Raw genomic sequence first — 15,883 nt, 5'->3', positions numbered from 1 at the left:
GCTCTATCCACGCTCGACTTCCTCACTGCCGGCGTCCGATTCTGGGTCGATGCGGTAGCCCACGCCGGGCACCGTGGAGATGATCCAGGGTTCGCCGAGCCGCTTGCGAAGTGCCGAGACGGTGATCCGCACCGCGTTGGTGAACGGGTCGGCGTTCTCGTCCCATGCCCGTTCCAGCAGCTCTTCGGCGCTGATGACTCCGCCTTCGGCGGCGACGAGAACTTCGAGCACGGCGAACTGCTTGCGCGTGAGCGCGACGTACCGGCCGTCCCGGTAGACCTCGCGGCGGAACGGGTCCAGACGCAGGCCTGCGAGCTCTCGCACGGGCGGTCTGTTGTGTGCGCGCCTCCGGTCGAGTGCTCTGAGCCTGAGCACGAGCTCTCGAAGTTCGAACGGCTTGGTGAGGTAGTCGTCTGCTCCGAGCCCGAATCCGGACGCCTTGTCGTCGAGCCGGTCGGCAGCGGTGAGCATCAGGATCGGCATGCCGCTGCCGGAGGCGACGATGCTTTCGGCGATCTCGTCACCGGAGGGTCCGGGGATGTCGCGGTCGAGGACGGCGATGTCGTAGGCGTTGATGCTCAGCAGCTCCAGCGCAGCATCCCCATCCCCAGCGATGTCCGCTGCGATCGCTTCCAGGCGCAGCCCATCACGGATGGCTTCTGCCATGTAGGGCTCATCCTCGACGACCAACACGCGCATACTCGCAATGCTAGGAGCCGATGCATATCGCCGGCGTATCGAAAGCCGCATACGGGCTGGCAACACCACCCTGCCTTGACTGGCAGCATGACGCGAAGCGCAGCAGCACGAACACGATTCCGCAGGACTCTCTGGCCAACCGCGGTCGGCCTGGTCGTCGTCACCACTGCGATCATCGGAACCCTCGCGTCTCAGTCAGCGTCGTCAGCGGCGACCGAGGCAGACGGTGCGATCACCGAGCATGACGGCGCCGTGCCTGACGGCGTGACCGTCTTCGATGATGAGTATCCCGGCGTAGCCAACGTCGAGCCCGATCTGCTCGAGGCCCTGCGCCGAGCGGCGACGGATGCCGCTGACGACGGCGTCGAGTTCTCCGTCAACAGCGGCTGGCGTTCCGCGGAGTACCAGAGTCAGCTTCTCCGGGAGGCGGTCTCGGAGTACGGGTCTGAAGAGGAAGCCGCCCGATGGGTCGCGTCCCCGGGTACGTCCGCTCACGTGTCCGGGGACGCGGTCGACATCGGGTCCTTCGATGCCACGGCGTGGTTGTCAGAGCACGGCGCCGAGTACGGGTTGTGCCAGATCTACGGCAACGAGCCATGGCACTACGAGCTGCGTCCCGAGGCGATTGATCGTGGTTGCCCTCCCGTGTATGCCGACCCCACGGAGGATCCGAGGATGCAGGAGTGACCGTAGCGGTGTTGAGCAGGATCGCGCCGGGGCGGGCCTCACCAGGCGGAGGCCGGGGCCTCGACGATGGGCACGGGCGAGGTCGTCCAGTTCGCACCGTTGCCGTAGTGGCTCGACGCCCACGGCGACGCCCAGATCGCCTGCGCCACGGCCGCGGCCGACGTGCCGTCTTCGAGCGCCGCGACGATCGCGGTGTAGAACGAGCGCTTGAGCAGGTTGTCGGCGGCGTAGAACGCGGCGGTGTCGAGGCTGTCGTAGCTGCCGAGCCCGCTGCCGCCGCCCGATCCGTGGCCGTTGTTCAACGGGTTGTTGCGGTTCCACCAGTTGTCGGGGCCGTTCTCCTCGCGCATCCACTGCATGATCACGGCGACGTTCTCGTCGGTCACCGGCCAGTCGCCGTAGATGAGCACGAGCTTCGCCCAGTCCTCGTTGGTGCCGTTGGCGATGAGCGTCTCGGGGCCGGTCGCCGCGGTGTACGACTCGTGCGAGATCGGCGGCGCCGTGACATCCGGAGCGACGGTCACCGTCTGTGCCGTACCCCCGGCGATGCTGGTCTCAGCGGCCGATATCTCGATGCCGGCCGGCGTCACCGGCGCAAGCGCGAGCGTTGCGACGATCGCGATCACGGCGATCGCGGCGGCGGGGGCGGTCGAGCGGTGCTTCGAGGTGCGGGCTCGACCGCCGCGCGCTGCGGCCGAGTGCCTGGCCGCGCGCGATTCCGCTGGTTGTCGTTCGATTGCGCCCCGCATGCGGACCCGAGGGTAGCAAACGCGCCGGAGAAACGCATGCATTCGTACTCAGTTTCATCGTCACGAAGCTCGCAGCCGTCGCCCCGCCAACTCGGCCGGCCAGAACAGCCCGGCCCCGTACCCTTGGGGGCATGGCCTTCGACTTCGGCGCCCTGCGGCGTCATCCCGATGTCGAGGGCCACGGACTCGAGGCGTCGGATGCCGCAGACCGCCTGATCCTCGACGAAGCCGCCGCGCGCATCCGCGCAGCCGGCCCGGGCGAGCTCGTCATCATCGACGACGCGTTCGGCGCACTCGCGCTCGCCGCCGCGGCGGCCGGAGCCCGCGGCATCCGCTCGCATCAAGACCCGATCACCGGCGAACGCGCGCTCGCCGAGAACGCCGAACGCATCGGCCTCGCGGGCGCCGTGCGATCGATGCCGCTCGACCCCGAGCTCGTCGCGGGCGCACGACTCGTGCTGCTGCGCCTGCCGCGGTCGCTCGACCGGCTCGACGAGGTGGCGGGCCTCATCGCCGCGCACGCGGCCTCCGACGTCGCCGTGGTCGCCGGCGGGCGCATCAAGCACATGTCGCTCGCGATGAACGACGTGCTCGGCGCGTGGTTCGAGCGGCTCGACGTGAGCCACGCCAGGCAGAAGTCGCGCGTGCTCACCTCCACGGGGCCGCGCGCGTCGCGGCACCCGGCGGCCGAGCCATGGCCCCGCAGCGAGTGGCACGACGATCTCGACCTCGCGGTCGTCGCGCACGGCGGCGTGTTCGCGGGCACGGGCGTCGACATCGGCACGCGATTCCTGCTCGAGCAGCTCGGCGACGCGGTTCCGGATGCCGCAAGCGCCGTCGACCTCGCGTGCGGAACCGGGATCGTGGCCGCGTGGCTCGCGCGCGCGAGGTCGGCGCTTTCGGTGACGGCGAGCGATCGCTCGGCGGCGGCCGCGGCATCCGCTCGCCTGACGGCGGAGGCGAACGGCGTCGCCGATCGCGTGCACGTGCACCGGGCCGACGGACTCGAGCCGCTCGCCGACGCGAGTGAGCCGCTCGTCGTGCTGAATCCGCCATTCCACAGCGACGCCGCCGTGCACGCGGGAATCGCCGCCCATCTCTTCACGGATGCCGCGCGGGTGCTCGCCCCCGGCGGCGAACTGTGGTGCGTGTGGAACTCGCACCTGCGGTACCGGCCGCTGCTCGAGCGGCTCGTCGGCCCCACGCGCCAGGTCGCCCGCAATGCGAAGTTCACCGTGACGGCGTCGACGAAGCGCGACGACGCACCCTGACGTGCGCGGCGACACGCCGCGACACGCGGGTTTGCACGATCGCAACGACATCCGGGTTCCCTCGCGAGAGCGGTCGTGTCAGGCTTGTGGGATGACGGACACACTCGAGCAACTCGACACGGAAGGCCTCGCGCACACGGCGACCGACGTGCCGTGGAGCACGATCGTGTGGGACGACCCGGTCAACCTCATGACCTACGTGAGCTACGTGTTCCGCAGCTACTTCGGCTACCCGCGCGAGGAGGCCGAGCGGCTCATGTTGCGTGTGCACCAAGAGGGCCGTGCCATCGTCGCCACTGGCAGCCGCGAGGCGATGGAGCGGCACGCTGAGGCGATGCACGGCTACGGCCTGCAGGCGACGGTGTCGAAGGCCGCGCCATGATCGTCGCGGGCCGCGACGGCGGCGAGGGGGTGCGGCTCGTGCTCGAGACCGAGGAGGCGATGCTCCTCTCCGAGCTCGCCGACCAGGTCGACTCGGTGCTCCTGCTCGGCGAGGTCGACGACCCGGCGCTCGGCCGGCTGCTCCCGAACGCGTATCCCGACGACGTCACAGCTGCTCAGGACTTCACTCGCTACACGCGCGACAGCCTCGTCGACGGCAAGCGGCAGGCCGCCCAGCAGGTGCGCGACGCCACGGCCGTCGAAGACGACACCGGCCTCGTGCAGATCGAGCTCGACCAGGCCGAGGCGTGGAGCTGGCTCACCTTCCTCACCGACTTGCGGCTGATCCTCGCCGAGCGGGTCGGCATCGTCGAGGAGGGTAGCGACGAATCCGACGAGACCCGCGACGACTATCTCCGGGCCGCCTACGAGTGGGCGGGATTCGTGCAGGGGTCGATGCTCGAGGTGCTCGACCCCATCAAGGGCTGACCGCAGCGCCCCGACGCCGCTACGCCAAAGCTCGCTCGAGGCGTTGTTTGCGAGGCTCCCAGTCGGGCATGATCCGGCCGAGCAGTTCGAAGAATGCCCGCCCATGATGGGGCTCGATCATGTGGCAGAGCTCGTGCGTGATGACGTAGTCGATTGCGTCGACCGGGGCGTGCACCAGTTCGGGGTTCAGCGTGAGGCATCCGCCTGGCGACATGGATCCCCAGCGTGCCGGCATCGCGCGAAGCCGGATGCTCGTTGGCGTCGGGCGGGATGCCTCGGGGAACCGCGCGGCGCAGGCCTCGAGTCTGCGACGGAACTGCACGTCTGCGTGCTGGCGATACCACGTGCGAACTACCCGTTCGATGCTGTCGCGGTCGTCGAATGCGCAGCCGTCGATGAGGAGGAAACCGCGGATCAGTCGCACCCGCCGAACCTGCGCAGCTCGTTCGCCGATGCGCAGGCGATATTGCCGCCCGAGATAGAGATGCGTCTCCCCGGGCACCCATTCGCGCGGCGGAGTGCGCGGGAGGAACTGCACGAAGTAGCGCTGTTGCCGCAAGATCCACCGCGCTCGCCGCCTCACCCGTGCTTCGACGGCGTCGATGTGGGCATCGACAGGCGCGACGACCTCGACCACACCGTGGGGCGTGACGGTGATCTCGAGGGTGGCTCGTTCGCGTCGCTCGAGCGAGTACTCGATCGTGTGCTCGCCGTACGTGACGGCTGGATTCATCGGTGCCTGGCTTTGGTGATTCGGATGACCTCACCTCTGATCACGTCTTCATCGTCGGGCGTGAGGGAGAGGCCTCGTCGCCCTTCGAGCTCGTCCCAGAGGTAGTCGTCGATCGTGTTGAGTAGTTCGTTCTGTGCTTGGTCGTTCTGCCAGATGCCGACGATGAGGTGGGGCCGCACCAAATCGACGAGGGTCCGGGCGACTTCGGCGACCTGATCGTCGGGCAGGGCGTCTCCGTTCGCCGCGTGCACGAAGCGGGCGAGGATGGCTTCGAAGACGGATGCCGCGTGCTCGTCGTGTGCCACCGCGGCGGGCACTTCGCGCCGTCGTTCTCGCCCGGCCACTCCCTCGGCGATCGACACGATGTGCTTGAGGTACTCCAGCTCAGACATCCGATGGGCGCGGAACTCGTCGATCGTCTGCTGGAGCAGTTCTGAGAACCGGGCGTAGAGCGCCGGGTCTTGGTCCATTCGCTCGGTGATGCGATGCCGGGTCGCGGTCGCGATGCGGTCGGCTCGGGATGCGGCGGTGACGCCGGTTTCCTCGACGACTGCCTTCAAAGCGGCCGGGTCGTTCAGGTTGAGAGGGTCGATGATGACCTCGGCCGGGAGGGCCGAGAGGTGATCATCGAGGAGTTTCTGGATCTTCGGCTCGTAGTCACGCAGGTCGACTCGCTCCTGGTATCGGAGCTGCGCTGAGCGCCGGAGATTCGAGAAGAATTTCCAGTCGCTGCGGTAGCGCACGAGTCGTTCTCGCGGCACGATGTCGTCGACCTTGTCGCTCGAGAGTGCGATGTGCAGCGTGCGCGAGAAGTCAGCGAGCCGTTCGTAGAACTCGTGTCGCACCGGCTCGTCGATGAGGAACTGTTCGAGCGCCTCCATGTCGCGCGGTACGCCCTTGAAGAGATCCCACACCGCCGACCAGCGGGATGGAAGCAGCCGGATCTGCTCGCGGATGTCGATGACGGCGCCGATGAGCTCGTCGTCGTCGAACCCGTCGAGAGCCGAGTAGGTGGTGAGCGCAGCATCCAGTTCGCCGAGTAGGCCTTCGTAGTCGATGACGTAGCCGAACTCTTTGCGATCGGTCTCGTCGCCGTCGTCGAAGAGGCGGTTGACTCGGGCGATGGCTTGCAGCAGCGTGTGCTCGCGCAGGTTTCGGCAGAGGTAGAGCACGGTGTTTCGCGGTGCATCGAACCCGGTGAGGAGCTTCGAGACGACGATGAGGATCTCTGGGTGGCCGACACCCTTGAACCCGGCGATGATCTGCTTGTTGTACTCCGCTTCGCTACCCCACCGCTGCATCGCAGCTTCCCAGAACCGTTGCACGAGGTCGCGTGAGTCGCGGTCGACGGCTTCTCGGCCTTCGTCGTCTCCGGGCGCGGAGATCATCACCTCGCTGGTGACGTGACCGATTTCGTCGAGTTCTTGCTTGAAGCGGATCGCCGCCGCCTTGTTCGGCGCGACGAGCTGCGCCTTGAGCCCGGTGCCCTGCCAGTTCTGGCGGTAATGCTCGGAGATGTCGTACGCCTTGGCGCGCACCACCTGGCCGGCGCCGGCGAGCGCGTCGGCTCGCGAGAACTTGCGTTTGAGGTCGCGCTGCTGCTCGACCGTGAGCCCCTGACTGATCTTGTCGAACCAGGTATCGATCACGTTCTCGGCGATCTGTTGTTCGACCATGCGACCCTCGTAGAGCAGCGGGAGCACGGCCTCGTCATCGACGGCGTCGGCGATCGTGTAGCGGTGGATGAGTCCGCCGAACGTTCGGAAGGTGCTCTTCTCCCGTTTCAGCAGGGGAGTGCCAGTGAATCCGATGTAGTTCGCGCGAGGCAGCATCCGTCGCATCGCTTTCGCGAATGCGCCGTACTCGCCGACGCTCGCCGAGTGGCTGCGGTGGCTCTCATCGACGAGCACGAACACGTCGGGATCGTCGTCGCGGATGTCGCCCTGCTTCACTGCGTTCTCGAACTTGTTCACGATCGTGGTGATGAGACCAGCCCGCTCTGCGATGAGTTCGGCGAGGTGCTTGCCGCTCCGCGCGCGTTTGGGGTCTTGTTTGCACGCGCGGAACGTGTCGCGAATCTGCACATCGAGATCATCGCGATCGGTCACGAGGATGAGTCGAGGGTTCGTGATGCTCGCTTCGAACTCGAGTGCCTTGCCGAGCATCACCATCGTCAGCGACTTACCCGACCCCTGGGTGTGCCACACGACACCACCGGGGCGCTCTTCACCGGCGGCTCCCGATGTCACGCGCTCGAGAGCCCGCTTCACCGCAAAGAACTGCTGGTGGCGCGCAATCTTGCGCTTGCCCTCGTCGAACACCGTGAAGGTGCGCACGAGCTCCAGCAGGCGCTCAGGCCGGCAGAGGGCGTGCAGCATCCGGTCCTGTTCGCTCACCGCGCGCGGGCCGGCCCCCGCGAGTTCGTCGAAGTAGGCTCTCGCGCCGGCGAACTCGCCGCTGAAGAGCGCGTCGCGGGTCGCGTGATCGAGCGGATGGTTCGCCGCGTCGATGACGGATGCGTCGTCGTCGTCTTCTTCGCGCCAGGCGTGCCAGTATCGGCGGGGGGTACCGATGGTTGCGTATCGCGCGTCGCGTCGGTTGGTGGAGATCAGCAGCTGGGCGAAATGGAACAGCTGTGGAATCTCGCCGGCCCCCTGGTACTTGATGAGTTGGCTGTCGGCCTTCTTCACCTCGTCGGAGGGGCGCTTGTTCTCGATGACGATGAACGGGATTCCGTTGACGAACGCCACGATGTCGCAGCGCCGGGTCGCGCTGCTGCCCGTGCGCTCGACGCGGTACTCGGCGGTGACATGGAACACGTTGTTCGCCGGCACAGCCCAGTCGATGTAGCGCACCGAGTGGCTCTTGGTGTCGCCGTCGATCGCCTTGGCGAGGGTCGCGCCGCCGACGAGCTTGTTGAACACGTCGAGGCTCGTCGCCTGCAGCCCGCGCTGCTGCTCAGGCTCGGGCAGCAGTTTGCGAATGACCTCGCGCGCGTCTGCCGGGTCGAGCGGGTACTCCTTGCCGCGGAACTCGATCGTGTTGAGCCTGACGAGTTGCTCGGCCAGCACGTCTTCGAGCACAGCATTGCGTCGTCGGCCACCGCGAAGGGCGAGCGCTTCGGATGCCGCGAGCGGACGATACCCGAGCCCCGCGAGTAGTTGCAGCGCGGGCACTTGCGATTGGTATCGCTCGCTCGGGTCGATCGGCCCGTCAGTCATTGCCGGCCTCCTCGTTGCTGTTCACACGGATCTCGCCGGTCAGGAGCTTCTGCATGAGGCCGCGCTTCTGGGTGCGCAGCAGCTCGATCTCGCGGTCGAGCAGCGCGAGTTCGCGAGCACGTTCATCGAGTGCCGAAGCAATTTGCCGCTGTACGCGGATTGGTGGGAGTGGAGCCGTGAGCTCGAAGAAGTCGTCCTTGGCAATGTTCAGCAGACCGTGATTTCGCGCGCCTTCGTGCGTTATCAGGGCAAGCTGACGATCAAGGTACCCGCTTCGGAGGAGATGGTCCAAAAAATCCGCGTCCGCGAGTTCGTCGTTCGTGTGTCGAAAACATATGTAAAGCGTCGAGATGACGCCATGCGAATACTCGTTGAGTCGTCGAATCGCACCAAATGGTGAGTTGATCGATGAACTCCGGTTGTACGCGAAATCTCCGCGCTCGAGCAGGTAGTACCCAGAGAGGTCGACGCTCGCGATCCCCTTCTTGAAGTAGGCGCGCTGATCGACAAGACCTCGCGCTGCCGACGACGTCAAAACGCGCGTCTCGCTGATGGTGTTCTTCGCGGTGATCGGGCGCACAAACCGCGCGAGTGGTGTCGAGTGCGCATCATGTCCGGCGGCAATGAGTCGCGTAATGAGCGAGCGATTCCTCTCGCCCTTATGGTGCCGATGCCTCTCTGCCTTCTCGATCGCGTCGTCCCAGGAGCGGAGGATCTCGACAATCTTGCGTTGCTCGGACAGTGGCGGGAGCGGGACTCGGAACCCCTGAACGTCCGAGCGGGTGATATTAGGGTCCTTGCGACTACTCGCCGCGAATCGCTTCCAGTCCTCGACCGCGTGATTCAGATACTGCTGCACGAAGGCGGGAACCGCGATTGCAATGTCGAGCTGGACGGCGGAGATCGCCTGATTGACTGCGGCAGGGCTCGCGAGGAGACCAGTTCTGCCGATTTGCTTGTAACCGCCGTACATCGCGACGAGAAGCGTGCCTGCGGGGTAGAGGGTGCAATTCGCCTCGTACACGGCAGCATCCGTGATCTTCTCATTGGTCGTAAGAATGACCGAATTGTTGAGATCACCAGTCTTGACCCAAGCATGGCCCGCTTCACTGAAATAACGCGAAGCCTTCGCCCGAGCAGGCGTCGTTCCGGACCCGATTACTGCAATGTCCCCAATACGCCTGACGTCGAACCTGACCGACCCACTCACTCTGTCTCCCCCGAAAGGCGCTCGAGGGCTGCGAAGTCGGCGGCGTCGGCCGCCGCGGCATCCACTCGCTTGCGGTTCGCGTCGAACTCGGCGTAGCGGGTTTCGGCGAGGCGCTTTGCGACGGCCGACTGCACCTGGCCCGCATTCGTGAGCAGATCGCGCCCGTTGAACTGCAGGAACGCGTCGAGCTTGTCGCTCCATTCGGCCATCGCCACGACCTGGCGGCGTTTCGCCTGATCCTCTGCGAAGTCAAGGTACATCGTGACGATTCGGTTGAGCTCGGTGACCTCGTCGGCGGAGAGGTAGTTCTTGCCGGTCGTCACATCGCCCTTGCGCACGATCGGCCCGGCCCAGCTGGTCAGACCCATGTTCGGGGCATCCGCATCACTCCGCATCGCGATGAGTTCCGCCGCGGTACGACCGGTTACTGCCCAGAGCATCTTGTTCTGCACCTTCGCGAAGAACACCTGCGCCGCGTCGGACTTCGGGTCATAGTCGACTGCGGTCGTGTAGAGATCGCGCACCTTCTGGTAGAACCGCTTCTCTGAGGCGCGGATGTCGCGGATGCGCTCGAGCCACTCGTCGAAGTAGTCCCACTGCGGCGAATCCTTGAGCTTCGCGTCGTCCATCGCGAAGCCCTTGACGAGGTACTCGCGCAGCACGGTCGTCGCCCAACGGCGGAACTGGACGCCGCGGGGCGAACGCACGCGGTAGCCGATGGCGAGCATCATGTCGAGGTTGTAGAACGTGAGCTTGCGCCGCACCTCGCGATCGCCCTCGATCTGAACTGTCAAGGAATCCTTGACAGTTGATGCCTCGTCGACCTCGCGCTCGTCGAGGATATTCCGAATGTGGAGGCTGATGTTCTGCTTGGTCGAGTCGAACAGCTCAGCGATCTCGAGCTGTGTGAGCCACACCGTGCCGTCGATCGCCCGCAGTTGTACTGCTGCGAGCCCGTCGTCGGTCGTGTAGAGGATCACCTCGCCCGATGCGCCTGCGCCCGAGGCATCCGCTGGTTCAGTCATCGAGACCCAGCTCCTTCAGGTAGCCCTTCATGCGGGCGCGTACCTCGACGAGCTCGGCTTCGATCTGCTCGATCTCACGCTGCACCGCTGCGACATCGATCTCGGCCTCGGGCTCGAACGTGTCGACGTAGCGGGGGATGTTGAGGTTGTACTCGTTGTCGACGATCTCGTCGTGGGTGGCGAGGTGCGAGTAGCGTTCGAGCTCGGCGCGCAGCTCGTAGGTCTCGACGATCTTCGCGATGTGCGCCGCCTCGAGGAGGTTCTGCGACTTCGCCGGCGTGAACTCACGGCTCGCATCGATGAAGAGCACCTCGGTGCGGGACTCGTTCGCGCCACCGGCCTCTCGTGAGCGGTCGAAGACGAGAATCGCGACCGGGATGCCCGTAGTCGTGAAGAGGTTCGCGGGCAGCCCGATCACCGCGTCGAGCAGGTTCTCTTCGATGAGGGCCGAGCGGATGCGCCCCTCTGCAGCGCCTCGGAACAGCACGCCGTGCGGCACGACCACCGCGACGCGACCGGTCTGCCGCTTCGCCGTCTCGATCATGTGGGTGATGAAGGCGTAGTCGCCCTTGCTCTTCGGTGGCACGCCGCGCCAGAAGCGCTTGTGCTCGTCGCTCGCCGCCTCGTCGGCGCCCCACTTGTCGAGCGAGAACGGCGGGTTCGCCACCACGACGTCGAAGGTCTTGAGTCGGTCGTGTTCGAGCAGGGTCGGGCTCGTGAGTGTATTGCCCCACTGGATGTCGGCGGAGTCGATGGCGTGCATGAACATGTTCATGTTGGCGAGTGCCCAGGTCGCACCGTTCACCTCTTGACCGAAGAGCGCGAAGTCGCGCGAGCCGACCTCGTCGGCGGCTTGGATCAGCAACGAGCCCGAGCCGCAGGCCGGGTCGAAGATCGTGTTGCCCGCCTTGGGCTTCGCGAGTTTCGCGAGCAGGGTCGAGACCGACCGGGGCGTGTAGAACTCCCCGGCCTTCTTTCCAGCATCTGACGCGAAACGCCCGATGAGGTACATGTAGGTCTCACCGATGATGTCGCCGCTCACGCGAGAGGGGCGCAGGTCGAGGTCGGGCTTGTGGAAGTCCTCGAGGAGCAACTTGAGACGGCGGTTGCGTTCTTTCACCTCGCCGAGGTTCGCCTCGGAGTTGAAGTCGATGTTGCGGAAGACCCGGTCGAGCTTCGAACGGTTCGTGTCTTCGATCGCTTCGAGCGCCTTGTTTATGAGTTCGCCGATGTTGTCGGCCTTGCGGCTCTCATAGAGGTCGTAGAAGCCCGCCCCCTCAGGCAGGGGGAACCTCTCTCGTGCGAGACGTGCCTGGATCTTGCGGTCGTCGCCCTCGAAGCGCGCTTCGAGCTCTCGCGCGTGATCGACCCAGATGTCGGAGACGTACTTCAGGAACAGCATGACGAGGATGTAGTCCTTGTACTGCGTCGCGTCGACGACCCCCCGGAATGTGTCGCACGCCTCCCACGCGGCCCTGTTGATGCGTTCTTGGGTGACGGTGTGGTTCATCTGGGGTTCCTGTCGTACTGCTCGGTCGAGTGGGGAGAGGCTTCACTGGCTAGACCAACGAGTCGAATGTCATTGAGCGCATGGCGGAGTTCCGCGACGCGCACGACAAGGCTCTGTTCATGCGATGCGAGCCGAGCCGCCTCGGCAATGCGCCGCTGCAGCTGGATCGGTGGAACAGCCACGTCAAGTGTTTCGAGCACGGATTTCGTGATCATGCGGACGTTGCTGCCCATCGACTCCGTGGAGAAGTACCACTGGGCGGAGGACTGCATGAGGTACCAAGCGAGATACCCGGAGTCGAGAATGTCGGGGGTCGGACGCAGGATGAAGACCGGGGCAACTACCAGCAACGGCTCGCCGAGATCCGTCACTTCCCAAGCGGACCAGAAGGGTCCGCGCGAGCGGAACAGCACATCGGCCGGGGTGGCGACGTGGCGAGGAGAGAAAGTTGGAGCAGTGATGCGGAGTGCCCGATCCGGATCGTAGGTCCCTTCGGGAGAGAGGTCTCCCTGCTGCGCTGTCAGCAAACCTCGATCGCCCCCCGCTACAAGACCGCCTCGGGGAGTATGCCCCGAATGAACGCTGCAGATATCACCTAGCTTCATCGGCAAAATATCCAATTCCTCATACTGTCCACATTAGCACGAAGCAGCAATAAATAGGATATTGCAATGTCGGTGACTTTGGAGGGGTAGTGCGTGTACCCAAACACGACTGGTTCGACCTCGCGGCCCTCGCCATCGCGCACGGCGGGAGTTTCGACGCCATCGAGCCGTGAGTCGGCTGAAACGGGTGCCGACGGGGCTGTCGGTGCACGGCACGTCGTGTCTAGGGTGAGGCATGGCCATCGCGCTGAGGGGTATCTCGACCGCCGTTCCGTCCACCGTGCTCGTTCAGGAGGAGGTGCGAGACGTCTTCGCGGCGCAGCCGGGCCTCAATCGCCTCGCCCAGCGCATCGTCGCCACGTCGTTCAACGTGTCGGGCATCGAGACCCGGTACACCGTGCTCGACGAGCTGAGCTGGGACGCGCATCCCGAGGAGCCCGTGTTCTTCGACATCGCGAGTGGCGAGCTCCTGATGCCGGGCACGAAGGCGCGGAACGAGGTCTACGCGGCCGAAGCCACCAAGCTCTACGTCGAAGCCGGTCGCGCTGCACTCGATGAGGCCCAGGGCATCGAGGCATCCGATGTCACGCACGTCATCACGGTCTCGTGCACGGGCTTCTACGCGCCGGGCCCCGACTTCATGCTCGTGCGCGAGCTCGGGCTCGGCCCGGCCGTGCAGCGCTACCACCTCGGATTCATGGGCTGCTACGCGGCGATGCCCGCGCTGCGCACCGCGAAGCAGTTCTGCGAGGCCGACCCGAACGCCGTGGTGCTCGTGGTCAGCGTCGAGCTCTGCACGCTGCACTTGCGCTCGTCGAACGACCCCGACACGATCGTCGCCTCGTCGCTGTTCGCCGACGGTGCTGCCGCTGGCATCGTCTCGTCCCGACCGCTCGCGGCGGATGAGCGCGCACTCGACCTCGACCGGTTCGAGACCCGCATCACGCCCGTCGGCGAAGGCGACATGGCCTGGAAGATCGGCGACCACGGCTTCGAGATGGTGCTCTCAAACGCGGTGCCCGCGATCATCGACGAGCACATCACGGGCGCGATCGAGCCGCTCGTCGACCACGATCCCGAGCTTGCCGAGGCGCTCGCCACCGATGCCGCGGGCGACGCGATCGAGCACTGGGCGATCCACCCAGGCGGGCGCAGCATCCTCGACAAGGTCGAGTCCCGCCTGCGGCTCTCGGAGGCACAGCTCGTGCCCGCCCGCGAGACGCTCCGCGACTTCGGCAACATGTCGAGTGCGACGGTGCTCTTCGTGCTGAAGAACATCCTCGAGTCGGATGCCGCGGGCGACGGTGATCGCGTCGTGGCCATGGCGTTCGGGCCGGGCCTCACCGTCGAGTCCGCACTCATGACGGTTCGCACCTGACGTGATGACCCACCGCTCACGCTCCCTTCGGGAACGCGACGCCGAGGCGGCCGAGCTCATGGACGACCCGGCCGCCGATCCCGTGGCGCTCGAGCGCACCTACGATCGGTTCCGTCTCGTGAACGTCGTCGTCTCGAACATGCGCGCCGTCTACCGCCGCTGGATCCGGCCGCGGTTGTCGCCGACGCGCACCTGCCGGGTGCTCGACATCGGAACGGGCGCTGCCGACGTGCCGCGCGCGCTGCTCGCCTGGGCGCGGGCCGATGGGGTTCGGCTCGAGGTCGTGGCGATCGATCCCGATCCGCGCGCCCTCGATTGGGCGCTCCGCCAGCGCGCCGATCCCGGCCTCTCGCTGCGTCGCGTCTCGAGCCGCGAGCTCGCCGTCGCGGGCGAGCGCTTCGACGTCGTGATGTCGAACCACGTGCTGCACCACCTCGACGGACGCGAGTTCGGCGAGCTGCTCGCCGACTCCGAACGCCTCACGGCAGAGGGCGGCGTGGCGGTGCACTGCGACATCGAGCGCTCCCGGCTCGGGTATGCCGCGTTCGCCCTCGGCACGTGGCCGCTCGCCGGCAACCTGCTGGCGGGTTCGTATATCCGGGCCGACGGGCTGACCTCGATCCGGCGCAGCCACACCGCGGCCGAGCTCGCGGCGTCGCTGCCGCCCGGCTGGCGAGTGCGTCGCGGCTTCCCCTCGCGCCTCGAAGTGTTCTGGAGCGCGGATGCCGCCGGCTGACGCGCGCCGCGAGGCTGAAACCGAACCCGGCACGCCGAGTCCCTCTGCTGCGCAGCCACTCCACGACGTCGTCATCGTCGGCGCGGGCGCAGTCGGACTCCTGCTCGGATGCCTGCTCGCCCGCCGCGGGCTCGACGTCGTCGTGCTCGAGCGCCGCACCGAGCGCGGCGGGCGTTCGCGCGCGATCGGCATCCACCCGCCGGGGCTCCGTGCCCTCGGGCTCGTTGGACTCGAGTCGGCGGTGCGGTCGTACGCCGCGGAGATCCGCTTCGGCCGGGTCATGTGCGGCGGCCGTGTGCTCGGCGCCCTGTCGTTCGCGCGTGCCGGCTCGGTGCTGTCGCTGCCGCAGCTCCAGACGGAGGACCTGCTCGAGCGTCGCCTCGAGGAGCTGCGGCCCGGGAGTCTGCGCCGCGGCGTCGAGGTGATCGGGCTCCGCGACCGGGGCACGCACGTCGAGGTCTCGGGCACGGCCGGCGGCGAGCCGGTGCGCGTGAGTGCGCGCTACGCGGTCGGGGCCGACGGGGTGCGCAGCGGCATCCGGGACCTGCTCGGACTCGGCTGGACGCAGCGGCGCGGACGCGCGCATTACGTGATGTGCGACACGCGTGACGACACCGGCGAGCCGTCGACGGCGTTGCTGCACTTCGAGCCCGCCGGCGTGGTCGAGTCGTTCCCGCTGCCGGGCGGCGGGCGTCGATGGGTCGCGTGGGTGCGCCGGCCGCCGGCCGAGCCGTCGGCGCAGGAGCTCGAGACGATCGTGCGCTCGCGCACCGGCGCCGACTTCGACGTCGACGAAGCGGGGGTCGCGAGCGCCTTCGAGGCGCGCCAGCACCTCGCCGAGCGGATGTCGCGCGGCCGGGTCGCGCTCGCCGGCGACGCCGCGCACGAGATCAGCCCCATCGGCGGCCAGGGCATGAACCTCGGCTGGCTCGACGCGGTTCGCCTCGACCACGAGCTCGCCGCCGCGCTCTCGGCGGGCGCCCCGTTCGAGGCGTTCGAAGCCTACGACGTGGTGCGTCGGCGGGCCGCCACGCGCGCCATCCGGCAGGCCGCGTTCAACATGGCGATGGGGGCGCCGGCGCATGGCCTGCGTCTCACCGCACGCAATGCCGCGGTGCGCGTGCTCGCGATGCCGCCGTTGCGCGCCCTGCTCGCCAACGCGTTCACCATGCGCTGGCTCTGAGACGCC

Annotated in this window: 15 protein-coding genes; 7 read left to right on the top strand and 8 right to left on the bottom strand. The window is 66.8% G+C overall.

Annotated features, from left to right (window positions below):
* Nucleotides 1-3: 3 nt before the first annotated feature.
* Entirely contained in the window at nucleotides 4-699 is a 696-nt protein-coding gene (gene vanR-Sc / locus J7E25_RS00535) for a response regulator transcription factor (RefSeq protein ID WP_214867773.1), read from the bottom strand.
* A gap of 87 nt (nucleotides 700-786) precedes the next feature.
* Between vanR-Sc and J7E25_RS00530 the strand changes: the two genes are divergently transcribed.
* The gene (locus J7E25_RS00530) at nucleotides 787-1,386 is read left to right on the top strand and encodes a M15 family metallopeptidase (RefSeq protein ID WP_214866942.1); all 600 of its coding nucleotides are present in this window, start codon (nucleotides 787-789) and stop codon (nucleotides 1,384-1,386) included.
* A gap of 38 nt (nucleotides 1,387-1,424) precedes the next feature.
* Here J7E25_RS00530 and J7E25_RS00525 read toward each other — a convergent pair whose 3' ends face one another.
* Complete coding sequence (locus tag J7E25_RS00525; RefSeq protein WP_214866940.1) at nucleotides 1,425-2,135, bottom strand: hypothetical protein; 711 nt, start codon at nucleotides 2,133-2,135, stop codon at nucleotides 1,425-1,427.
* 131 nt (nucleotides 2,136-2,266) lie between these two features.
* Between J7E25_RS00525 and J7E25_RS00520 the strand changes: the two genes are divergently transcribed.
* The 3 genes from J7E25_RS00520 to J7E25_RS00510 all read left to right on the top strand — a co-directional run bounded on the left by J7E25_RS00520 (nucleotide 2,267) and on the right by J7E25_RS00510 (nucleotide 4,276).
* Nucleotides 2,267-3,406, top strand: coding sequence for a class I SAM-dependent methyltransferase (locus J7E25_RS00520; protein ID WP_214866938.1), 1,140 nt, complete (start codon nucleotides 2,267-2,269; stop codon nucleotides 3,404-3,406).
* 91 nt (nucleotides 3,407-3,497) lie between these two features.
* On the top strand, nucleotides 3,498-3,788 hold the full coding sequence (gene clpS, locus J7E25_RS00515) for an ATP-dependent Clp protease adapter ClpS (protein ID WP_214866936.1): 291 nt from the start codon (nucleotides 3,498-3,500) through the stop codon (nucleotides 3,786-3,788).
* Nucleotides 3,785-4,276: a DUF2017 family protein gene (locus tag J7E25_RS00510; protein WP_214866934.1), complete on the top strand. Its 492-nt coding sequence runs from the start codon at nucleotides 3,785-3,787 to the stop codon at nucleotides 4,274-4,276. Before clpS ends, J7E25_RS00510 begins: the two co-directional genes overlap by 4 nt.
* A gap of 19 nt (nucleotides 4,277-4,295) precedes the next feature.
* Here the strand turns inward: J7E25_RS00510 and J7E25_RS00505 are convergent, their stop codons facing one another.
* The 6 genes from J7E25_RS00505 to J7E25_RS00480 are packed head-to-tail and all read right to left on the bottom strand — an operon-like array spanning nucleotide 4,296 to nucleotide 12,346.
* Complete coding sequence (locus tag J7E25_RS00505) at nucleotides 4,296-5,009, bottom strand: M48 family metallopeptidase (RefSeq protein WP_214866932.1); 714 nt, start codon at nucleotides 5,007-5,009, stop codon at nucleotides 4,296-4,298.
* Entirely contained in the window at nucleotides 5,006-8,230 is a 3,225-nt protein-coding gene (locus J7E25_RS00500) for a type I restriction endonuclease subunit R (protein WP_214866929.1), read from the bottom strand. The genes J7E25_RS00505 and J7E25_RS00500 overlap by 4 nt, the downstream gene beginning before the upstream one ends.
* Nucleotides 8,223-9,440 carry a restriction endonuclease subunit S gene (locus J7E25_RS00495; protein ID WP_214866927.1) on the bottom strand — a complete coding sequence of 406 codons (1,218 nt, stop codon included), beginning with the start codon at nucleotides 9,438-9,440 and terminating at the stop codon, nucleotides 8,223-8,225. Before J7E25_RS00495 ends, J7E25_RS00500 begins: the two co-directional genes overlap by 8 nt.
* Nucleotides 9,437-10,465 (bottom strand): virulence RhuM family protein, encoded by a 1,029-nt coding sequence (locus tag J7E25_RS00490; RefSeq protein WP_214866925.1) that lies wholly within the window; start codon nucleotides 10,463-10,465, stop codon nucleotides 9,437-9,439. The genes J7E25_RS00495 and J7E25_RS00490 overlap by 4 nt, the downstream gene beginning before the upstream one ends.
* Nucleotides 10,458-11,975, bottom strand: a complete 1,518-nt coding sequence (locus tag J7E25_RS00485; protein ID WP_214866923.1) for a type I restriction-modification system subunit M — start codon at nucleotides 11,973-11,975, stop codon at nucleotides 10,458-10,460. The genes J7E25_RS00490 and J7E25_RS00485 overlap by 8 nt, the downstream gene beginning before the upstream one ends.
* Nucleotides 11,972-12,346, bottom strand: a complete 375-nt coding sequence (locus J7E25_RS00480) for a hypothetical protein (RefSeq protein WP_214866921.1) — start codon at nucleotides 12,344-12,346, stop codon at nucleotides 11,972-11,974. The genes J7E25_RS00485 and J7E25_RS00480 overlap by 4 nt, the downstream gene beginning before the upstream one ends.
* 469 nt (nucleotides 12,347-12,815) lie before the next feature.
* Between J7E25_RS00480 and J7E25_RS00475 the strand changes: the two genes are divergently transcribed.
* From J7E25_RS00475 to J7E25_RS00465, 3 genes are read left to right on the top strand one after another with little or no spacing between them, the layout of a single operon-like run.
* A complete protein-coding gene (locus tag J7E25_RS00475) occupies nucleotides 12,816-13,958 on the top strand; it encodes a type III polyketide synthase (RefSeq protein ID WP_214866919.1) in 1,143 nt (380 codons plus the stop codon).
* A gap of 4 nt (nucleotides 13,959-13,962) precedes the next feature.
* Nucleotides 13,963-14,694 carry a methyltransferase domain-containing protein gene (locus tag J7E25_RS00470; RefSeq protein ID WP_214866917.1) on the top strand — a complete coding sequence of 244 codons (732 nt, stop codon included), beginning with the start codon at nucleotides 13,963-13,965 and terminating at the stop codon, nucleotides 14,692-14,694.
* Nucleotides 14,681-15,877, top strand: a complete 1,197-nt coding sequence (locus tag J7E25_RS00465; RefSeq protein WP_214866916.1) for an NAD(P)/FAD-dependent oxidoreductase — start codon at nucleotides 14,681-14,683, stop codon at nucleotides 15,875-15,877. Before J7E25_RS00470 ends, J7E25_RS00465 begins: the two co-directional genes overlap by 14 nt.
* The last annotated feature ends 6 nt before the right edge of the window (nucleotides 15,878-15,883 follow it).

This window comes from Agromyces sp. ISL-38, from assembly GCF_018613935.1.
GTDB lineage: Bacteria > Actinomycetota > Actinomycetes > Actinomycetales > Microbacteriaceae > Agromyces.
This window is presented reverse-complemented; position numbering and strand designations above follow the sequence as displayed.

What these genes read in the sequence shown, in the direction of transcription:
- J7E25_RS00490 (WP_214866925.1), bottom strand. Translation starts at nt 10,465, where the DNA reads ATGACTGAACCAGCGGATGCCTCGGGCGCAGGCGCATCGGGCGAGGTG.
- J7E25_RS00530 (WP_214866942.1), top strand. Translation starts at nt 787, where the DNA reads ATGACGCGAAGCGCAGCAGCACGAACACGATTCCGCAGGACTCTCTGG.
- J7E25_RS00505 (WP_214866932.1), bottom strand. Translation starts at nt 5,009, where the DNA reads ATGAATCCAGCCGTCACGTACGGCGAGCACACGATCGAGTACTCGCTC.
- J7E25_RS00500 (WP_214866929.1), bottom strand. Translation starts at nt 8,230, where the DNA reads ATGACTGACGGGCCGATCGACCCGAGCGAGCGATACCAATCGCAAGTG.
- vanR-Sc (WP_214867773.1), bottom strand. Translation starts at nt 699, where the DNA reads ATGCGCGTGTTGGTCGTCGAGGATGAGCCCTACATGGCAGAAGCCATC.
- J7E25_RS00510 (WP_214866934.1), top strand. Translation starts at nt 3,785, where the DNA reads ATGATCGTCGCGGGCCGCGACGGCGGCGAGGGGGTGCGGCTCGTGCTC.
- J7E25_RS00520 (WP_214866938.1), top strand. Translation starts at nt 2,267, where the DNA reads ATGGCCTTCGACTTCGGCGCCCTGCGGCGTCATCCCGATGTCGAGGGC.
- J7E25_RS00475 (WP_214866919.1), top strand. Translation starts at nt 12,816, where the DNA reads ATGGCCATCGCGCTGAGGGGTATCTCGACCGCCGTTCCGTCCACCGTG.
- J7E25_RS00465 (WP_214866916.1), top strand. Translation starts at nt 14,681, where the DNA reads ATGCCGCCGGCTGACGCGCGCCGCGAGGCTGAAACCGAACCCGGCACG.
- J7E25_RS00470 (WP_214866917.1), top strand. Translation starts at nt 13,963, where the DNA reads ATGACCCACCGCTCACGCTCCCTTCGGGAACGCGACGCCGAGGCGGCC.
- J7E25_RS00485 (WP_214866923.1), bottom strand. Translation starts at nt 11,975, where the DNA reads ATGAACCACACCGTCACCCAAGAACGCATCAACAGGGCCGCGTGGGAG.
- J7E25_RS00525 (WP_214866940.1), bottom strand. Translation starts at nt 2,135, where the DNA reads ATGCGGGGCGCAATCGAACGACAACCAGCGGAATCGCGCGCGGCCAGG.
- clpS (WP_214866936.1), top strand. Translation starts at nt 3,498, where the DNA reads ATGACGGACACACTCGAGCAACTCGACACGGAAGGCCTCGCGCACACG.